This is a genomic window from Actinomadura rubteroloni, from assembly GCF_002911665.1.
In the GTDB taxonomy this organism is placed as follows: domain Bacteria; phylum Actinomycetota; class Actinomycetes; order Streptosporangiales; family Streptosporangiaceae; genus Spirillospora; species Spirillospora rubteroloni.
In genome coordinates, this window is record NZ_MTBP01000004.1 from 252753 (window position 1) to 271046 (window position 18294).

Consider the following 18294-nt stretch of genomic DNA (forward strand, 5'->3'; position numbering starts at 1 on the left):
CGACGCTACCGGAATCGCCCATCCCCGGCCGTCCGGGCCGCGCCGGTCAATACGATGGCCGCATGACCGGACAGACGTTCACCCCACAGGTTCCCGCCAAGCCCTCGATCGACGGCCTGGAGGAGAAGTGGGTACGTGTCTGGGAAGAGGAGGGGACGTACCGGTTCGACCGGACCCGTCCCCGCGCCGACGTCTACTCGATCGACACCCCGCCCCCGACCGTCTCCGGATCCCTGCACGTCGGGCACGTCTTCTCCTATACCCACACCGACGCGGTCGCGCGCTACCAGCGGATGCGCGGCCGGGCGGTGTTCTACCCGATGGGATGGGACGATAACGGGCTGCCGACCGAGCGCCGCGTCCAGAACCACTTCGGCGTGCGCTGCGAGCCGTCCCTGCCCTACGACCCGGGCTTCGAGCCGCCCGCCAAGCCCGACGCGAAACGCCAGGTCCCGATCTCGCGGCGGAACTTCATCGAACTGTGCGAGCGGCTCACCGAGGTGGACGAGCGCGCGTTCGAGGAGATGTGGCGCCGCGTCGGCCTGTCGGTCGACTGGGACCACCTCTACACGACGATCGGCGCGACGGCCCGCGCCGCGTCCCAGCGCGCCTTCCTGCGCAACCTGGCGCGCGGCGAGGCCTATCTGTCGGAGGCGCCGACGCTGTGGGACGTCACGTTCCGCACCGCCGTGGCGCAGGCCGAGCTGGAGGACCGGGACGAGCCCGGCGCGTTCCACCGGCTGCGGTTCCGGAGCGCGGACCGTCCGGTCTACATCGAGACGACGCGGCCGGAGCTGCTGCCCGCGTGCGTGGCGCTCGTCGCGCACCCCGACGACGTCCGCTACCGGGAGCTGTTCGGGACGACCGTCCGGACGCCCCTGTTCGACGTCGAGGTGCCCGTCCTGGCGCATCGGCTCGCCGACCCCGAGAAGGGCTCGGGCATCGTCATGGTCTGCACGTTCGGCGACCTCACCGACGTGACGTGGTGGCGCGAGCTGGACCTGCCGACCCGCGCCGTCCTCGGCCGGGACGGGCGGTTCGCCGCCGAGCCGCCGCCGGGCGTCGCGGCCGGGCCGTACGCGGAGCTGGCCGGCAAGACGGTGTTCTCGGCGAAGGAGCGCGTGGTGGAGCTGCTGCGCGCGTCCGGGGACCTGGACGGCGAGCCGCGCAAGCTCGTCCGGCCGGTGAAGTTCTACGAGAAGGGCAGCCGCCCGCTGGAGATCGTCACGACGCGGCAGTGGTACGTCCGCAACGGCGGCCGGGACGCCGAGCGGCGCGAGCGGCTGCTCGCCCGGGGCCGGGAGCTGAAGTGGCACCCGGCGTACATGCGGGCGCGGTACGAGAACTGGGTCGAAGGACTCAACGGCGACTGGCTGATCTCGCGGCAGCGGTTCTTCGGGGTGCCGATCCCGGTCTGGTACCCGCTGGACGGCGACGGGGAGCCGCGCTACGACGCGCCGATCGTCCCGGCGGAGGCCGAGCTGCCGGTGGACCCGTCGTCGGACGCCCCGCCCGGCTACAACGAGGACCAGCGCGACAAGCCGGGCGGTTTCACCGGCGACCCGGACGTCATGGACACCTGGGCGACGTCGTCGCTGACGCCGCAGATCGCGGGCGGCTGGGAGCGCGACCCGGACCTGTTCGGCCGCGTGTACCCGTTCGACCTGCGCCCGCAGGCGCACGACATCATCCGGACCTGGCTGTTCTCGACGGTCGTCCGGGCGGACGCCGAGCACGGCGGGCTGCCGTGGAGCGACACCGCGCTGTCGGGCTGGATCCTCGACCCCGACCGCAAGAAGATGTCGAAGTCCAAGGGCAACGTGGTGACGCCGATCGCGCTGCTGGAGGAGTACGGGTCCGACGCGGTGCGGTACTGGGCGGCGAGCGGCCGTCCGGGCACCGACACGGCGTTCGACACCGGGCAGATCAAGGTCGGCCGACGGCTCGCGATCAAGATCCTGAACGCGTCGAAGTTCGTCCTCGGGTTCGGCGAGGACGACGCGGCGGCCACCGAGCCGCTGGACCGCGCGATGCTGGCCGCGCTGGCGCGCGTGGTGGACGAGGCGACCCGCGCGTACGACGACTACGACTACACGCGGGCGCTGGAGCGCACCGAGCGGTTCTTCTGGGAGTTCTGCGACGACTACCTGGAGCTGGTGAAGGACCGCGCGTACGGGACGGGCCCGGCGGCGGCGTCGGCGCGGTCGGCGCTGCGGTCGGCGCTGGCGGTGCTGCTGCGGCTGTTCGCGCCGGTCCTGCCGTTCGTCACCGCGGAGGTCTGGTCGTGGTGGCAAGAGGGCTCGGTCCACCGCGCGCCGTGGCCCGAGGCCGCCGAGCTGGGCGACGCCGGGGACGCCGACGTGCTCGCGGTGACGGGCGCGGCGCTGCGCGAGGTCCGGCGGGCCAAGTCGGCGGCGCGGGCGTCGATGCGCGCGGACGTGGCGCGGGCGGTCGTGCGGGGCGCGTCGGCGGGCCGGGTGGCGCGCGGCGACCTCGCGGCGGCGGGCCGGATCGCCGAGCTGCTGCTGGAGGACGGCCCGGCGGAGCTGGCGGTGGAGGTGGAGCTGGCGGCGGGCTGACCGTCCGTCAGGCGGTCTCGGCCGCGACCTCGGTCTCGGCCGCCACGGGCGGTGCGACCGGGGCCGCGGGCCGGTCGCACGCCGGGTCGGTCGCGCCGACGGCCTGGAGCACGCCGCCGAGCACCCGGACGGACAGGTCGCGGACGTCGTCGCGTTCCAGGTCGCCGCGTTCGAGCCAGGCGACGGCGGCGCCCTCCACGAACGACATCCAGCCGTCGATGGCGACGCGCAGGACGGGCCGGGGGTCGGGGGAGCCGATGAGGCCCTGGCTGAGCGCGATGGCCAGGCGCGTGCGGACGCGCCGGTAGAACGCGGCGACCTCGTCGTCCACGCCGATGCCGCCGCTGAGGATGGTCTGGAACGCCGAGCGGTGCCCGTCGGCCCACCAGAGGAACCCGTCGAGCGTGCGGATGAGCCGTTCGGCGGGGGAGAGGCCGTCGTACTCCTCGGTCAGCTCCTCCAGCGCGGACGCGGCGGACTCGATGACCGCGAGGAACAGGCCGCGCTTGCTGCCGAAGTAGTAGTAGATGAGCCCTTTGGCGACCCCGGCGGCGTCGGCGATCTCGTCGATGGACAGGACGTCGTAGGGCCGGTCGGCGAACAGCGTGCTCGCCGCCTCCAGGATCGCGCCGCGCCGCGCCTCGCCCCGCCGGACGGGTCGCGTCTGGTCCTGGCTCGCCTGGGCCGTCATCGCGTCCTCTCTTGACTTTCGTTCAGCTCGTCTTCATATTAGATCGGAAGTCTAATTGGCGGGCGGAACGCGGTTGAAGACGCGAGCGATCAAAAACCGCGCCGCCGTTCCGGCGCCACGTGAGTACGGCGGGACCGGCGCGCCCCCGCGCCCGGCGGCTCCCCCCGATCGTCGGACCGATCGCCGGTGCGACGCAAGTTCGTGCCGGGGCGGACGCGACGAGTGATGCGGAACACACGGAGGAGGCGGTATGAACGACCCCGTACCGGACGAACGTCACCCCGTCATCGCGCCCCGGCGGGTGCGGTTCGACTGGTCGGACACCCCGCTGCACTGGATCCCCGGCGAGCCCGTCGCCACCCACTTCATCAACGTCCTGCACCTGCTGCTGCCCGCCGGCGAGCGGTGGTTCGTGCGCGTCTACAAGCAGGCGCTCCCCCTGGTCGCGGGCGACGAGCGGCTGCACGCCGAGGTGCGCGGGTTCATGGGGCAGGAGGCCGTCCACGCCTACTCCCACCAGGGCGTCCTGGACCGGCAGATGCGCGGCCGGGGCCTGGACCCGCGCCCGCTCACCGCGCGGATCGAGTGGCTGTTCCAGACGCTGCTCGGCGACCGTCCGCCCGTCCCGCTGCCCCGGCGGGCGTGGCTGAACGCCCGGATCGGGATCATCGCCGGGATCGAGCACTACACGGCCGTCCTCGGGCAGTGGATCCTGGAGGCCCGCGCGCTGGACGCGGCCGGCGCCGACCCCACGATGCTCGACCTGCTGCGCTGGCACGGCGCCGAAGAGGTCGAGCACCGGTCGGTGGCGTTCGACGTGTACCAGCACGTCTCCGGCGCGTACTGGCGGCGGTTCGTCGCGTTCCTCGCCGGGGTCGTCGCGATGCCGCTCGCGGTCTACCTCGGCGCGGTGTTCCTGTGCGCGCAGGACCCGACGCTGAAGGGCGTCCGGCCGCGCGTCCGCGACTACCGGCGGGCCGTCCGCAAGGGGCTGCTGCCGAGCAACCGGTTCATGATCGCCGCCGCGCGCCGGTACCTGCGGCGCGACTTCCACCCGTCGCGCGAGTGCTCGACGAGTCTCGCCACCGCCTATCTCGCGGGGTCCCCGGCCGCGCGTGCCGCGTCCTGACGGGTCAGAACGCGCAGTCCTGCCGCTTGATGCCGTTGAGGAAGTTGGAGTAGAGCCAGGACGGCGGCCCCTCCGCCCGGATGTCCGGGACGCGCGCGAACAGCTCGCGGAACATGACCGTGATCTCCCGCCGCGCCAGGTTCGCGCCGAGGCAGAAGTGCGGGCCCGGCCCCCCGAACCCGACGTGCGGGTTGGGGGAGCGGGTGATGTCGAACGCGTCCGGGTCGGGGAAGACCGACGCGTCGCGGTTGGCCGAGTTGTAGAACAGCAGGACCTTGTCGCCCGCGCGGTAGCGGTGGCCGTTCATCGCGTGGTCGCGGGTGAGCGTCCGGCGGAACTGGATCACGGGCGTCGCGACCCGGACGATCTCCTCCACGGCCCCCGCGACGCGCCCGTCGAAGTCGTCCAGCAGCAGGGCGCGCTGCTCGGGGTTCGCGGTGAGCAGCCGCAGGCCGTGGGTGAGGGCGTTGCGGGTCGTCTCGTTGCCCGCGACGACGAGCAGGATGAAGAACGAGCCGATCTCCTGGTCGGTCAGCGACTCCCCGTCGATCTCGGCGGCGACCAGCGCCGACATCAGGTCGTCGGCGGGCTCCCGGCGGCGGCGCCGCGCCAGCCTCATCGCCAGGTGGTTCAGCTCGAACCCGGCGGTCATCGCGGCGGCCAGCCCGTACAGCACCGCGCTGCGGCTGAGCCCGGCGGACGCGAACTCCCGGCCGCCGGTGAAGTCGGGGTCGCCGATGCCGAGGATGCGGTTCGTCCGGTCGTACACCATCGGACGGTCCCGCTCCGGGACGCCCATCATGTCGCAGATGACCTGCAACGGGAGGCGCGCGGCGACCCGGCCCACGAAGTCGCCGGGGCCGCGCGCGAGCAGGTCGTCCACGATCGCGGTCGCGGTCGCGGCGAGGTCGGTCTCCAGCTTGGCGAGGACGCGCGGGGTGAACGCCCGCGACACGATCCGCCGGATCTTGGCGTGCCGGGGGTCGTCCATGTTGATCATCGAGCCGAAGTAGCGAGCGAAATAGCGGGGCATGTCGGCGATGCCGGTGGCGGTCGGCTCGCTGCTGAACACGTCCGGGCGGCGGCTGGCCTCCACCACGTCCGCGTGCCGGACGAGCGCCCAGTAGCCGCGGCCGGTCCGCAGGAACGGGAGCTTCAGCTCGGGGAAGAACACGGGCGCGTCCCGGTCCCGCAGCGCCGCGAACACCGCCTCGCGCTCCGGCCGGGGACGCGCCCAGAAGGCCAGGTCCGACAGGTCCGCCCGCGTCATGCCCCCATGCAAGCCGCGCCCCGGCGCACCGTCAACCTCCCGCGCGGCGACGCGCCCGGCCGGCGCGCGGCGGGCCGGGGGAGGTCCCGCGCCGGTAAAATCCGCACCGGCCGGTGGGCGGCGACGCCCGTCCGCCCGGCCCCCGGTCCCGACGGCGAAGGTGGCACGTGAGCGAGAAGGTCGACGTCCTGATCAAGCGGCTGGACCCGGAGCTTCCGGTGCCCGGCTACGCCCACCCCGGTGACGCGGGCGCCGACCTGTACGCCGCGGCCGACGTCGAGCTCCCGCCGGGCGAGCGCGCGAGCGTCCCGACCGGGGTGTCGATCGCCCTGCCCGACGGTTACGCGGCCTTCATCCACCCGCGCTCGGGTTTGGGGGTTAGGTTGGGGGTGACCATCGTCAACGCACCCGGTACGGTCGACGCCGGCTACCGAGGTGAGATCAGGGTGACCCTGCTGAACACCGATCTTCGCGAGACCGTCCGGCTGCGCCGCGGCGACCGCATCGCGCAGATGGTCGTGCAGCGCGTCGCGCACGCGGTCTTCCACGAGGTCGCCGAGCTTCCGGGCAGCGCCCGGGGGGAGGGCGGCTTCGGTTCCACCGGGGGGTTCGGGGAAGGGGACCGGGTGGCCGACAACGAGGATCGTCGATAAGGAGCGTGTGTCGTGGCTTTTGGACGTCGCCGGCAGGCCGACGAGCAGGTGGCGAAGGACGCCGAGGACCTGGCTCCGGCGGTCGAGGAGGCCGAGGCGGAGGCCGCCGACCCGGCCGAGGGCGGCCCCTGGGACTCCACCGAGTCCTACCCGGAGATCCAGCGCCTGGACTTCGGGGCGCTGCAGGTCCCGGTGGCCTCGGGGCTCGGTTTCCAGGTCAATTTCGAGGCGACCGAGGTGGACGAGGAGGGCAACCCGGTCAACGGCCGTCCGGTGGCCGTCCTGGTCCAGCACGGTGAGAGCGCCATGCAGCTCCAGGTCTTCGCCGCGCCCAAGCGGTCCGGCATCTGGGACGACGTCCGGCGCGAGACCGCCAAGGACATCGAGGAGCAGGCGCAGGGCCAGACGCAGGAGGGCGAGGGCCCGTTCGGCCCCGAGCTGATCGCGATGGTCCCCGCCGCGCTGACCGAGGACGTGCTGGCCGAGATGCCCGCCGAGGTCCGCGAGCAGATCCCGGCGGAGTTCGTCGAGCAGGGCTGGGCGCCGCAGGTCGTCCGGTTCCTCGGGGTCGACGGCCCGCGCTGGTTCCTCCAGGTCGTGGTGCAGGGCGCCGCGATCGAGGACGAGGAGCAGTGGCAGGTGCTGGAGGACGTGCTGCGCGGCGTGGTCATCCACCGCGGCGACCAGCCCATGCCGCCCCGCGACCTGCTGGAGCTGCGGATCCCGAAGGAGTTCAACGAGGCCGGCGAGCAGGACGGCGAGGGCGGCGAGCAGACGTTCGACCCGTTCGAGCGCGGCCCGGAGATCACCGAGGTCCACTGACCCTCCGCCGCCGGAGGGGGTGGGCTTTCCCCTACCTCCGGCGGCGTCCTGGACCCCTCGTGACGGGTCCGCCCGCTCCGTAGCGTCGTGGCCATCGGGCGTTCCGGGAGGCGGGACGCCGTGACGGCGGGAGACGCGGATGTCAGGGCGGGAACAGGCGGGCCGGGGCGAGGCCCTGCGGCTCGACGGAGTCGGGAAGGTCCACGGGACGGACGGGAACCGCGTCCGGGCGCTGGCGGGAGTGTCGCTGCGCCTGGCCGCCGGGACGTTCACGGCGGTGATGGGGCCGTCCGGGTCGGGCAAGAGCACACTGCTTCAGTGCGCGGCGGGTTTGGACCGTCCGACCGAGGGACGCGTGTTCCTCGCCGGGGCGGAACTGGCCGGGCGCGGCGAGGCGGCGCTGACGCGGTTCCGGCGCGAGCGCGTCGGGTTCGTCTTCCAGCGGTTCAACCTGCTGCCGACGCTGACCGTCCTGGAGAACGTCCTGCTCCCGGCGAGGCTGGCGGGCCGCCGCGCCGACCGGGCCGCCGCCGCCGACATTCTCGTGCGGGTGGGCCTCGGGGACCGGCTGCACCGGCTGCCCGCCGAGCTGTCGGGCGGCCAGCAGCAGCGCGTCGCCATCGCCCGCGCCCTGGCCACCGGCCCGGACGTGGTGTTCGCCGACGAGCCGACCGGCGCCCTCGACCTGCGCAGCGCCCGGGACGTGCTGGCGCTGCTGAGCGAGACCGTCCGCGTCCACGGCCGGACGGTCGTCATGGTCACCCACGACCCCGTCGCCGCGTCCTACGCCGACCGGGTGGTGTTCCTCGCCGACGGGGCCCTGGCCGGGAGCCTGGACGCCCCGACCGCCGAGGCCGTCGCCGAGCGCATGACGCGCCTGGCCGCCGCGGTCGAGCGGGGGGCCGCCGCGTGACCGGGCTCGCCCTGCGCTCGCTGCGCCGCCGCGCGAGCGCTTTCACCGCCACGTTCCTCGCCGTGTTCCTCGGCGCGGCCCTGCTGATGTCGTTCGGCGCGATGCTCGACGTCGCCGGGGACGCGACCGGCACCGCCCGCAGCACGCTCCTGACCGTCGGGCTCGTCGTCGGGGGCTGGGGGCTGCTGCTGGTGGCGTTCGCGGTGACGTCCACGCAGTCGCTCGCGGTCCGGCAGCGGGCCGAGGAGATCGCGCTCCTGCGCAGCGCCGGCGCCACCCCGGGCCAGGTCGCCCGGATGATCGTCGCCGAGTCCCTGCTCGTCGCGGTCGCGGGCGGCGTGCTCGCGGTCCTTCCCGGCTGGGCGCTCGGGCACGGCGTCCTCGCGCTGATGCACGACGGCGCGATGGTCCCGGACGCGGTCGGCTACGCGTTCGGGCCGTGCGCCCTCGGCGTCGGGCTCGGCGTCACGCTGGTCTCCGCGCTGACCGGGGGCGCGTTCGCGGCCCGCCGGGCGGTGCGGGGGACGGCCGTCACGTCCGGCGCGGAGGCGGGCGGGCTCGGCCGCGGCCGGATCATCGCCGCCGCCCTGCTGCTGGCCGCCGCGTCCGGCGAGGCGATCACGACCGTCACGGTCATGCGCGGCAAGGGCCTGGACGCGATGGCCACGTCCGGGCAGGCCGACATCCTCGCCGCGCTCGCCCTGGCCCTGCTCGCCCCCGCGCTCGTCGGCGGGGCCGCGCGGGCGCTGGCCGGGCCGCTGCGCGCCCTCGGCGCCGTCGGGGACCTCGTGCTGGCGGGACTGGCGCGGCGGTCCCGGCGGCTCGCGGCGGTCGTCCTGCCGATCATCCTGTTCACCGGGATCGGCATCGGGACGCTGCACCTCCAGGCCACCGAGACCGCCGCGTCCGCCGGGCGCGCGGCGAGCGTCGACGACCGGTCCGTCGAGGTGCTGAACCTGGTCGTCATCGGGATGATCATCCTGTTCACCGCGATCATGCTGGTGAACACGCTGGTCGCGGCCGTCGCCGACCGGCGGCGCGAGTTCGGGCAGCAGCGGCTCGCCGGGGCCACGCCCCGCCAGGTGCTCGCGGCGGTGACCGTCGAGTCGGCCGTGCTCGCCGCGCTCGGGATCGCCGCCGGGACGGTCGCGTCGGTGTTCACGTCCGTCCCGTTCGCCGTCGCCCGGACGGGCTCGGTCCGGCCCGCGGGCGGCCCGCTGATCCTGGTGGGCGTCGCGGCGCTGGCCGTCGTCCTCACCGGCGGGACGGCCTGGCTCGCCGCCCGCCGGGCGCTGCGGGCGCCCGCCGTCGCGGCGGTCGCCTGATCCGGGACGTCCCGGGCGGTTCAGCACGGCGCGAGATGGCCTAAAGTTCGTTTCATGGACGACGTACCGGCCGCCGCCGAGCCGGAGACGCGACGCGAGCCCCGGGGCCTGCGGCGTTTCCTGCGCCGGATGGCCTCCTCGGACGCCGAGCTGGAGGCCGCCGAGCTGCAGGAGACGTCCGGCCGCGAGGGCGCCACGCCCATCACCGCCTGCGGTGAGCGCACACGGCACTGCGTGGCGGGTACGCTGCGTACCGTGACGTTGCGTCCGCGCGGCGGCGCCCCCGCGCTGGAGGCCGAGCTGTACGACGGCACCGACGTGATCAGCCTGGTGTGGCTGGGCCGCCGCCGGATCGCCGGCATCGACCCCGGCCGCAGGCTCCGCGCCGAGGGCCTGGTCAGCGTCCAGGACGGGCGCAAGGTCATGTTCAACCCCCGGTACGAGCTGCGCGGCGGTTCGTGAACGCGCCGGGGCTCGGCCCGGACGGGGGAGGCGGCGTGGACCAGAGCGTGGACGAGAGCGTGCGGCAGGACGCGGACCGGCGGGACGTGCGCGCCCACGACACCGTCGAGGCCGCCGTCCGCGCCCAGCTCGCCAAGGCGCTCGGCGGCGTGCGCGGCATGATCGAGGCGGCCGTCCCGACGATCGGGTTCACGGCCACCTACCTGGTCGCCAAGGACGTCAAGACGGCCGTGATCGCCGGGGTCGCCGCCGCCGTGGTGCTGCTGGCCCTCCGGGTCGCGCAGCGCTCCAACCCGCAGTTCGTCCTCAACAGCCTCGTCGGCATCGCGATCGCCGCGTTCTTCGCGCTCCGCTCCGGCAAGGCCGAGGACGCGTTCCTGCCCGGCATCATCTACAACGCCGTCTACTCCGCCGCGATGCTGCTGTCCATCGCGGTGCGCTGGCCGCTCGTCGGGTTCATCATCGGGTCCGTCACCGGCGACCCGACGGCCTGGCGGTCCGACCCCGGCGTCGTCCGGCTGTGCTCCCGGCTGACGTGGCTGCTGATGGCGCCGTGCCTGCTGCGCGTGGTCGTCCAGTACCCGGTCTGGCTGATGTCGGGCGACCAGAGCGGCCCGCTCGGCATCGCCAAGATCGCGATGGGCTGGCCGCTCCAGGTCGCCGCGCTCGCCCTCATGGTCGCGCTGCTCGCCCGCGGGAACACCCCGCTCGCCGCCCGCCCCGAGGCCGAGGACGCGACCCCGGCCCCGGACCGGGGCTAACGGGCGTTCAGCAGGTCGGCGAGTTCGTCCTCGACGTCCTGGCTGGCGACGAACATCAGCTCGTCCCCGGCCTCCAGCGTGTCGTCGGGCGTCGGCACCAGGACCCGGCCCTCCCGCAGGATCGCCACCAGCGCCGTGTCGCGCGGCCACCGCACCGACCCGACCCGCTCACCGCCGAGCGGCGCGTCCTCGGGCAGCGTCAGCTCCACCAGGTTCGCCTCGCCCTGCCGGAACGTCATCAGCCGCACCAGGTCGCCGACGCTCACGGCCTCCTCGACCAGCGCCGACAGCAGGCGCGGCGTCGACACCGCCACGTCCACGCCCCACGACTCGTTGAACAGCCACTCGTTCTTCGGGTGGTTGATCCGCGCGACCACGCGCGGCACCCCGTACTCGGTCTTGGCGAGCAGCGACACGACCAGGTTCGCCTTGTCGTCCCCGGTGGACGCCACGACGACCTGGCAGCGTTCCAGGGCCGCGTCGTCCAGCGACGCGATCTCGCAGGCGTCCGCCAGCAGCCACTCGGCGCGCGGCACCATCTCCACCTTGATGGCCTTCGGGCTCTTGTCGATCAGGAGGACCTCGTGCCCGTTCTCCAGCAGTTCCTGGGCGATGGACCGGCCCACCGCGCCCGCGCCCGCGATCGCGACCCGCATCAGGCGTCCCCCTCCGTGCGCGCGGCGACGGCCGCGTTGATCCGTTCCAGCTCGTCCGCCCGCGCCATCACGTGCACGATGTCGCCGTCCTGGATGACCGTGTCGCCGCGCGGGACGAGCGCGTCGCCCATCCGGGTCAGGAACGCGACGCGGGTGCGCGCCTCCTCCTCCAGGTCCGCGACGCGCTCGCCCACCCAGGTCGCGCCCGTCTCGACCTCGGCGAGGACGACCACGCCGGTCGGGTCCCGCCACAGCGGCTCGGCGCCCTCGGGGAGCAGGCGCCGCAGGATCTGGTCGGCCGTCCACCGGACCGTCGCGACCGTCGGGATGCCCAGCCGCTGGTAGACCTCGGCGCGGCGCGGGTCGTAGATGCGGGCCACCACGTTGTCGACGCCGAACGTCTCGCGCGCGACCCGCGCGGAGATGATGTTGGAGTTGTCGCCGGAGCTGACGGCCACGAACGCCGAGGCCTTCTCGATGCCGGCCTCGGCGATCACGTCCCGGTCGAAGCCGAACCCGGTGACGCGACGGCCCTTGAACCCGGCGCGCAGCTTGCGGAACGCCTCCGGGTTCTGGTCGATCACGGCCACCGAGTGCCCCTTGTCCTCCAGGATGTGGGCGAGTGTCGACCCCACCCGTCCGCACCCCATGATCACGATATGCACGGTCGTCCCTTCCCGGTACGCGTGCATCGCACCTGCACGTCGCTCCCTGGTTCCTCGCAGCCTGCCAAGCTACACATGCACCCCGGCGAGTACTACCCGGGAAGGGCCCTGCGCAGCCGTCCGGCGGCCGGACGGGGCGCGCCGGAGCGCCGCCGGACGCAACGGCTAGAGTCTCCTGCGTGCCGACCGTTCCGGACTTCGTCAAGCGGCTCCTGCTGGGGCGCGCGCTGAGCAGTGCCAGCGCGCACGAGCAGCTCCTGCGCAAGCGCATCGCGCTTCCGATCTTCGCCAGCGACGCCCTGTCGTCGGTGGCCTACGCCCCGCAGGAGATCATGCTGGCCCTCGCCGCGGGCGGGCTGGTCATGTACCACTACACGCCGTGGATCGCGGCGGCCGTCGTGGTGATCCTGCTCACCGTCGTCGCCTCCTACCGGCAGAACGTCCGCGCCTACCAGAGCGGCGGCGGCGACTTCGAGGTCGCCACCACCAACCTCGGCTCCAACTGGGGGCTGCTGGTCGCGTCGGCGCTGCTCGTCGACTACGTCATGACGGTCGCGGTGTCGGTGTCGTCCGGGGTGGAGAACCTGGGCGCGCTGCTGAAGTTCCTCCAGCCGCACGAGGTGCTGGTCGCGATCGTGATCGTCGTCCTGCTGACGATCGGGAACCTGCGCGGGCTCAAGGAGGCCGGCGTCGCGTTCGCGGTCCCGACCTATCTGTTCATGTTCGCGATCGTCGCCATGCTGATGTGGGGCGCGGTGCGGCTGGCGTTCGGCGTGGACCTGAACGCCGAGACCGCGCACTTCCAGGTCACCGGCAACGAGAGCAACGTCGGCGGGTTCGCGCTGATCTTCCTGCTGCTGCGGGCGTTCTCCTCCGGCTGCGCGGCGCTGACCGGGGTCGAGTCGATCAGCAACGGCGTCCCGGCGTTCCGCAAGCCGAAGGGCGAGAACGCCGCCAAGACGCTGCTGGCGCTCGGCGGCGTCGCCACGGTGATGTTCGGCGGCGTCACCGCCCTCGCCTACGCCACCCACGCCAAGTTCGCCGACCCGGCGCAGGGCAGCCACCTCATCAACCCGAGCACGGGCCGCGAGGTCACCGACGCCGACCCCGTCATCGCCCAGGTCGCGCACACCGTGTTCAGCGGGTTCACCCCCGGGTTCGCGCTGGTCACCGTGATGACCGCGCTGATCCTGTTCCTCGCCGCGAACACCGCGTTCAACGGGTTCCCGGTGCTCGGGTCCGTCCTCGCCCAGAACCGGTACCTGCCGCGCCAGCTCCACACGCGCGGCGACCGGCTCGCGTTCAGCAACGGCATCATCCTGCTCTCGGCGGCGGCGGGCGTGCTGATCTACGCCTACGACGCGTCGGTCACCAAGCTGATCCCGCTCTACACCGTCGGCGTGTTCGTCTCGTTCACCGTCAGCCAGATCGGCATGGTCCGGCACTGGAACCGGCTGCTGCGCGCCGAGCGGGACCCCGCGCAGCGCCGCCGCATGGTCGTCTCCCGGTCGATCAACGCGTTCGGCGCGACGCTCACCGGGGTCGTCCTGGTGGTCGTGCTGATCACCAAGTTCGCGCTCGGCGCCTACATCGTCGTGATCGCCATGCCGGTGCTGTTCGCGATGATGCGCGGGATCCGGCGGCACTACGACCGCGTCGCGGCGGAGCTGGTGCCGTCCGGGGAGGACGTGGCGCTCCCCGCCCGCAACCACGCGATCGTCCTCGTCTCCAAGATCCACAAGCCGACGCTGCGGGCGCTGGCGTACGCGCAGGTCACCCGGCCGTCCACGCTGGAGGCCGTCACGGTGGCGGTGGACGCCGCCGAGTCGCGCCGCCTCCAGGAGGAGTGGGACGCGCTGGACACCTCCGTCCCGCTCAAGATCCTCGACTCGCCGTTCCGCGAGGTCACCCGGCCCGTCCTGGAGTACGTCAAGAGCGTGCGGCGCCGCAGCCCCCGCGACGTCGTGACCGTGTTCATCCCCGAGTACGTCGTCGGCCACTGGTGGGAGACGCTGCTCCACAACCAGAGCGCACTGCGGCTCAAGGGGCGGCTGCTGTTCCAGCCCGGCGTCATGGTGACGAGCGTGGCGTGGCAGCTCCACTCGTCCGACCGGCTGAAGGGACGCGCCGAGCGCGCCGCGCCGGGGGCCTCGCGCCGTCCGCCGCGCCCGCCGCGCGACCAGGACGGGACGGTCCCCGGTGCCGGTATCGTTTCGGACCGTGACTGATCTGCGACCCGGTGACCTGCTCGACCTCGACGTGGGCAATGTCGCCAATGGCGGCTTCTGCGTGGCCCGGCACGAAGGCCGGGTGGTGTTCGTGCGGCACGCGCTGCCCGGCGAGAAGGTCCGCGCCCGCGTCACGGACGTCTCCAAGAAGTTCCTGCGCGCGGACGCCGAGGAGATCGTCGTCGCGTCCCCCGACCGCGTCCCGGCGCCCTGCCCGTTCTCCGGGCCGGGCCGCTGCGGCGGCTGCGACTGGCAGCACGCCGCGCTGCCCGCGCAGCGCGCGCTGAAGGCCACGGTGATCGAGGAGCAGTTGCGCCGCGTCGCGGGGATCGAGCGGACCGTCGTGGTCGAAGAGGTCCCCTACCCCGAGTCCGACGAGTTCGTGCCCGCCCCCGGCCTCGGCTGGCGGACGCGCGTCCAGTTCTCCGTGGACGCCGGCGCGGTCGGGCTGCGCAAGCACCGGTCGCACGACGTCGAGCCGGTGGACGAGTGCCTCATCGCGCACCCCGGCGTCGAACTGATGGGCATCGAGCGGCGCCGCTGGCCGGGGACCGCGTCGGTCGAGGGCGTCGTGTCGGCCGCCACGGGGGACCGGGTCGTCGTCCTGCGCGGCAAGCGGTCCGCGCGGGTCCCGCGGCTGGACGTGCCGGTGCGGCTCGTCCGGGGCCGTCCCGAGCCCGGCACGACCGTCCCGTTCGTGCGCGAGCAGGTCCGCGACCGGCTGTTCCAGGTGACGGGCGGCGGGTTCTGGCAGGTCCACCCGGGCGCGGCGCCGCTGCTGGTGGACGCCGTCCTGGACGCCCTGGAGCCCAAGCCCGGCGACGTCGTCGTGGACCTGTACTGCGGCGCGGGCCTGTTCACGGCGTTCCTCGGCGAGCGCGTCGGCTCCGGCGGCCTGGTCGTCGGCGTCGAGTCCGACGGCCCGGCGGTGCGGGACGCGCGGTTCAACGTCCGGGACCTGCCGCAGGTGTCGATCGAGCGCGGCGCCGTCGAGGAGGTCGTCGGGGACCTGGAGTTCGGCCGGGCGGACGGCTCGTCCCGCACACAGAACAAGCGGTCCGGCACCGGCCACCGCGGCGGCGCCCGGTCGGGCGGCGCGGACCTGGTCGTCCTCGACCCGCCCCGGACCGGCGCGGGCCGCGAGGTGGTCGACCACGTCGCGGCCCTGGCCACCCGCAAGATCGCCTACGTCTCGTGCGACCCGGCGACGCTCGCGCGCGACCTCTCCTACTTCGGCGAGCGCGGCTGGACCCTGGAATCCCTCCGCGCTTTCGACGCCTTCCCGATGACCCAGCACGTGGAATTGCTGGCGACGCTCGTCCGGGGCTGATGCGACGTCACCTGGCCGCCGCGATCTCGGCCAGGTGACGCAGCGAATTCGGCAGGTGTTCGGGGCCGAAGGGCGGGAAACTCAGGTACTCCCGGATGGACGGCGGTACCGCCGACCAGTCGTAGGTGAGGGTGACCTCCGTCGTGTCCGGGGTGAGCGGGACGAGGTCGTAGCGCCAGAACCAGCCGCCGAACTCCAGGCGCCCGTCGTCCTTCTCCTGGCCCGTCAGCCAGGCGATGGTGCGCGGCGGGTCCAGGGCGTCGACCTTGTTGGCCGTCCGGTAGCCGCCGTCGGGATGGTTCGGGTGGTACATGTTCATCCGGAAGACCTGCCCGGCCTCGGTCAGCGGTGCCTGGTCGACGGGTTCGCGGACCCAGCCGGTGCCGTCGATCGCGGCGTGCGCCGCCGGGTCGGCCAGCACCGCGAACACCTGCGCGGCGGGCAGGGCGAACGTCCGGGTGGCGGTCAATCTCTCCTGGTCCACGATTGCTGTGCTCCTTGTCCGGTCTTCCCGCCGTGGCGGGCTCGAAGAGTAAGACCGGACGGCCGCCCCGAAGTCACCGGGCGGGCCGGCGGAATTCGGGGCGGTCAGCCGATGATGTGGAAGACGCCGATGTCGTCGTCGTTGGGACCGGCCTGCGTGGTCTGGTTGAGGGACGCCTCGACGCCGACCCAGCCGTGGAAGCGCCCGTCGTCGTCCACGACCTGGATCATGGGTTTGACGTGGGAGTTCCCGGTGTAGCAGATCTCGCCGCGGGCGTCGGCGAGTTCGGTGTGCCAGTGCCAGAGGGTGTCGCGGCGATGGGCGGGGGCGGCGTTGGCCGGGGCGATGTAGTAGGCGGTGTGGATGGTCGCGCTCGCGTTGGTCTTGGCGCCGAGGCAGCGTTTGTCGGTGCAGATGTGCCACTCCCGGGCCCAGAAGGGCTCGCCGTCGCCCTGGTCGACGTAGCCCTCATAGCCGAGGTCGGGGTCGTAGGCGGTCTTCCACAGGGCGTAACGGTGTTTCATCTTCGTCCAGTCGGCGGCTTTCACGACGGACGCCGGAATCCGTTGCGTCCAGCGCGCATTGCTGCCGTTGCCGAAGCCGTGCGTGGCGTCGAAATCATTGCCCGCCAGTTCCGCGGCGGCCAGCTTTCCGGCGGACGCGGTGCTCAGTTTCCAGGATTCGTCATGGTCGTTGCTCCAATTGATGGTCAGGGTGCCGTTCTTCGTCGTATAGGTTCCGCGCAACGTCTGTGACGCGTCGGCCGTCTCCCACCCGGCGGCCGTGAGGACCGTGCAGTCGCGTCCCGCGCAGTCCTGCGCGGTGATCCCCGTGCTGGTCCGGGGCACGTGGACGCGCTGCGACCACTGCCAGTACTGCTGGACGACCTTGCCGTCCCCGGCGAAGGTGTACTGCGCCAGGCGCACCCAGTTCTCCGTCGAGTCGGCGTCGAGCGAGCCGATGGCCATCGCGTAATTCGCCTTGCCCAGCGGCAGCGGCGTCGCCCGCGCGTGCGCCGGGGCGGCGACGGAAACGACAAGAAGGGTCATAGCCGAAATGGCCGTCGTTCTTGCGCTGAACGGGCGCATGGGGTGCTCCGGGTGAGCGATCGCGGACGTGGCGGACCGGAACAGGAAACGCCACCCACGGCTCGCCGTGTGCGGACACGCCGGTTCTTTTGCCGAATGATCGTCGCGCTGAGTGACGCTCCGTGTCGTAGAGTGCGGGACGGTTTGCGATCTTCGGCCCGACGATCGCCGACCGCCGCCCGGCCGCCCGTCCACTGGTCACCCCGGGAACCCGCGACGCCGGACGGCGCGCGCCCGGGGGCGCACGGCGGGGGCCGGGCGGCCTCCGCGGCCGGTGCTACCGGACGCGGAGCAGGACGGGCCAGGTCTTCGGGCCCACCTCGCCGTCGGCCGCGACGCCGCCCCACTTCTGGACGGCGATGACGGCGCGGCGGACGGTCTCGTCGAACGAGCCGTCCACGGTCCGGATCTCGGGATGGGAGCGGGCGAGCAGCAGGCCGCGCAGCGTCTGCACGTGCTCGCCGGTCGCGCCCTTCTTCAGCAGGGGCAGGTCCTTCACGGTGTTCACCATCCAGGGGGACGCGGTGGTCGGGTAGTCGGGACGTCCGTAACCGGCGATGACGGACGCGGACCGGACGCGGCGCAGCACGGCGTCGGCCGTGTTGCCCTCGATGGTCTGCACCCGTCCGCCGCCGAGCACGGCCTCCACGACGCCCACGTGGTCGATGGCGTCGAGGGAGTCGGAGGCGCCCCAGTCGAAGAACACGATGTCGCCGGGGCGGGCCGCGTCGACGTTCGCGGTCGTCCCGGCGTGCCAGCGGCCCGCCTGCCGGAAGTCGCGCGCGTGCCACACCGTGTAGGCGCGGTCCCCGGCGGGCAGGACGGCGGCGGCGTTGCCCGAGCGGCGCGCCCACTCGGTGACGGCGATGTCGCACCAGGCCGTCGCCAGGTAGTCCGCGCCGTTGCGGGACGCGTAGGCGCGGGTCAGGGCGTTCGGCCGGCCGCGGGTGCCGAGCCAGCGGCGCGCCTCGGCGAGCAGGGCGGCGGCCGTCATCGCGCCACGCCCCGGAAACGCGGAAGCGGCCGGGTTCGCCGGCCGCTTCCGCTGGGGTCGTCGTGTCGTCGTCGCATGTCAGGCTCCCGGGCCGTACAGGGCGGCGAGCACGGCGTCCTCGTCCGGCTCGGTCGCCCGGTGCGCGTCCGGGCTGCGGTCCACACGGGCCGTCAACGCGGCCTCGTCCGGTGGTGCGTCGGTCATCGGATCCCCTTCCGTGCCGGGCCGGCGCACGGTCGGCCAG

At 73.4% G+C, this 18294-nt stretch carries 18 protein-coding genes; 10 read left to right on the top strand and 8 right to left on the bottom strand.

The genetic code is table 11. The annotated features are described in order from the left end of the window. The first annotated feature begins 62 nt into the window (after positions 1 to 62). A complete protein-coding gene (valS, locus tag BTM25_RS25410) occupies positions 63 to 2579 on the top strand; it encodes a valine--tRNA ligase (protein ID WP_103565543.1) in 2517 nt (838 codons plus the stop codon). Positions 2580 to 2586: 7 nt separating this feature from the next. On the opposite strand, the gene BTM25_RS25415 is transcribed toward valS, so the two are convergent. Continuing rightward, positions 2587 to 3270: a TetR/AcrR family transcriptional regulator gene (locus tag BTM25_RS25415; protein WP_103565544.1), complete on the bottom strand. Its 684-nt coding sequence runs from the start codon at positions 3268 to 3270 to the stop codon at positions 2587 to 2589. 250 nt (positions 3271 to 3520) lie between these two features. Between BTM25_RS25415 and BTM25_RS25420 the strand changes: the two genes are divergently transcribed. After that, positions 3521 to 4399 carry a metal-dependent hydrolase gene (locus tag BTM25_RS25420; protein WP_103565545.1) on the top strand — a complete coding sequence of 293 codons (879 nt, stop codon included), beginning with the start codon at positions 3521 to 3523 and terminating at the stop codon, positions 4397 to 4399. A gap of 4 nt (positions 4400 to 4403) precedes the next feature. Here BTM25_RS25420 and BTM25_RS25425 read toward each other — a convergent pair whose 3' ends face one another. Then, positions 4404 to 5669 carry a cytochrome P450 gene (locus tag BTM25_RS25425; RefSeq protein WP_103565546.1) on the bottom strand — a complete coding sequence of 422 codons (1266 nt, stop codon included), beginning with the start codon at positions 5667 to 5669 and terminating at the stop codon, positions 4404 to 4406. A 167-nt stretch (positions 5670 to 5836) separates the two neighbouring features. Between BTM25_RS25425 and dut the strand changes: the two genes are divergently transcribed. The 6 genes from dut (at position 5837) to BTM25_RS25455 (ending at position 10605) form a co-directional block, all read left to right on the top strand. Continuing rightward, positions 5837 to 6322 carry a dUTP diphosphatase gene (dut, locus tag BTM25_RS25430; RefSeq protein ID WP_103565547.1) on the top strand — a complete coding sequence of 162 codons (486 nt, stop codon included), beginning with the start codon at positions 5837 to 5839 and terminating at the stop codon, positions 6320 to 6322. Positions 6323 to 6334: 12 nt separating this feature from the next. After that, on the top strand, positions 6335 to 7144 hold the full coding sequence (locus BTM25_RS25435) for a DUF3710 domain-containing protein (protein WP_103565548.1): 810 nt from the start codon (positions 6335 to 6337) through the stop codon (positions 7142 to 7144). A 139-nt stretch (positions 7145 to 7283) separates the two neighbouring features. Continuing rightward, complete coding sequence (locus tag BTM25_RS25440) at positions 7284 to 8057, top strand: ABC transporter ATP-binding protein (RefSeq protein WP_103565549.1); 774 nt, start codon at positions 7284 to 7286, stop codon at positions 8055 to 8057. After that, the gene (locus BTM25_RS25445) at positions 8054 to 9382 is read left to right on the top strand and encodes an ABC transporter permease (protein WP_103565550.1); all 1329 of its coding nucleotides are present in this window, start codon (positions 8054 to 8056) and stop codon (positions 9380 to 9382) included. The genes BTM25_RS25440 and BTM25_RS25445 overlap by 4 nt, the downstream gene beginning before the upstream one ends. A gap of 54 nt (positions 9383 to 9436) precedes the next feature. Continuing rightward, the gene (locus BTM25_RS25450) at positions 9437 to 9844 is read left to right on the top strand and encodes an OB-fold nucleic acid binding domain-containing protein (RefSeq protein ID WP_103565551.1); all 408 of its coding nucleotides are present in this window, start codon (positions 9437 to 9439) and stop codon (positions 9842 to 9844) included. A gap of 35 nt (positions 9845 to 9879) precedes the next feature. Then, the gene (locus BTM25_RS25455; protein ID WP_407923409.1) at positions 9880 to 10605 is read left to right on the top strand and encodes a DUF3159 domain-containing protein; all 726 of its coding nucleotides are present in this window, start codon (positions 9880 to 9882) and stop codon (positions 10603 to 10605) included. On the opposite strand, the gene BTM25_RS25460 is transcribed toward BTM25_RS25455, so the two are convergent. Continuing rightward, positions 10602 to 11261, bottom strand: a complete 660-nt coding sequence (locus BTM25_RS25460; protein WP_103565553.1) for a potassium channel family protein — start codon at positions 11259 to 11261, stop codon at positions 10602 to 10604. The genes BTM25_RS25455 and BTM25_RS25460 overlap by 4 nt on opposite strands. After that, positions 11261 to 11926, bottom strand: coding sequence for a potassium channel family protein (locus BTM25_RS25465; protein WP_103565888.1), 666 nt, complete (start codon positions 11924 to 11926; stop codon positions 11261 to 11263). Before BTM25_RS25465 ends, BTM25_RS25460 begins: the two co-directional genes overlap by 1 nt. Before the next feature lie 179 nt (positions 11927 to 12105). Here BTM25_RS25465 and BTM25_RS25470 point away from each other — a divergent pair, with 179 nt between their 5' ends. Both BTM25_RS25470 and BTM25_RS25475 read left to right on the top strand, forming a co-directional pair. Further along, on the top strand, positions 12106 to 14154 hold the full coding sequence (locus BTM25_RS25470) for an APC family permease (RefSeq protein ID WP_103565554.1): 2049 nt from the start codon (positions 12106 to 12108) through the stop codon (positions 14152 to 14154). Next, positions 14147 to 15484, top strand: a complete 1338-nt coding sequence (locus BTM25_RS25475; RefSeq protein ID WP_205648266.1) for a class I SAM-dependent RNA methyltransferase — start codon at positions 14147 to 14149, stop codon at positions 15482 to 15484. Before BTM25_RS25470 ends, BTM25_RS25475 begins: the two co-directional genes overlap by 8 nt. Positions 15485 to 15491: 7 nt before the next feature. Here the strand turns inward: BTM25_RS25475 and BTM25_RS25480 are convergent, their stop codons facing one another. From BTM25_RS25480 to BTM25_RS30755, 4 genes are all read right to left on the bottom strand, one after another. Next, positions 15492 to 15968 carry an SRPBCC domain-containing protein gene (locus tag BTM25_RS25480; RefSeq protein ID WP_103565555.1) on the bottom strand — a complete coding sequence of 159 codons (477 nt, stop codon included), beginning with the start codon at positions 15966 to 15968 and terminating at the stop codon, positions 15492 to 15494. A gap of 104 nt (positions 15969 to 16072) precedes the next feature. Beyond that, the gene (locus BTM25_RS25485) at positions 16073 to 17017 is read right to left on the bottom strand and encodes a hypothetical protein (RefSeq protein ID WP_103565556.1); all 945 of its coding nucleotides are present in this window, start codon (positions 17015 to 17017) and stop codon (positions 16073 to 16075) included. A 316-nt stretch (positions 17018 to 17333) separates the two neighbouring features. Beyond that, positions 17334 to 18050, bottom strand: a complete 717-nt coding sequence (locus BTM25_RS25490; RefSeq protein WP_103565557.1) for a CHAP domain-containing protein — start codon at positions 18048 to 18050, stop codon at positions 17334 to 17336. A 78-nt stretch (positions 18051 to 18128) separates the two neighbouring features. Then, the gene (locus tag BTM25_RS30755; RefSeq protein ID WP_268877689.1) at positions 18129 to 18254 is read right to left on the bottom strand and encodes a hypothetical protein; all 126 of its coding nucleotides are present in this window, start codon (positions 18252 to 18254) and stop codon (positions 18129 to 18131) included. Positions 18255 to 18294: the final 40 nt, after the last annotated feature.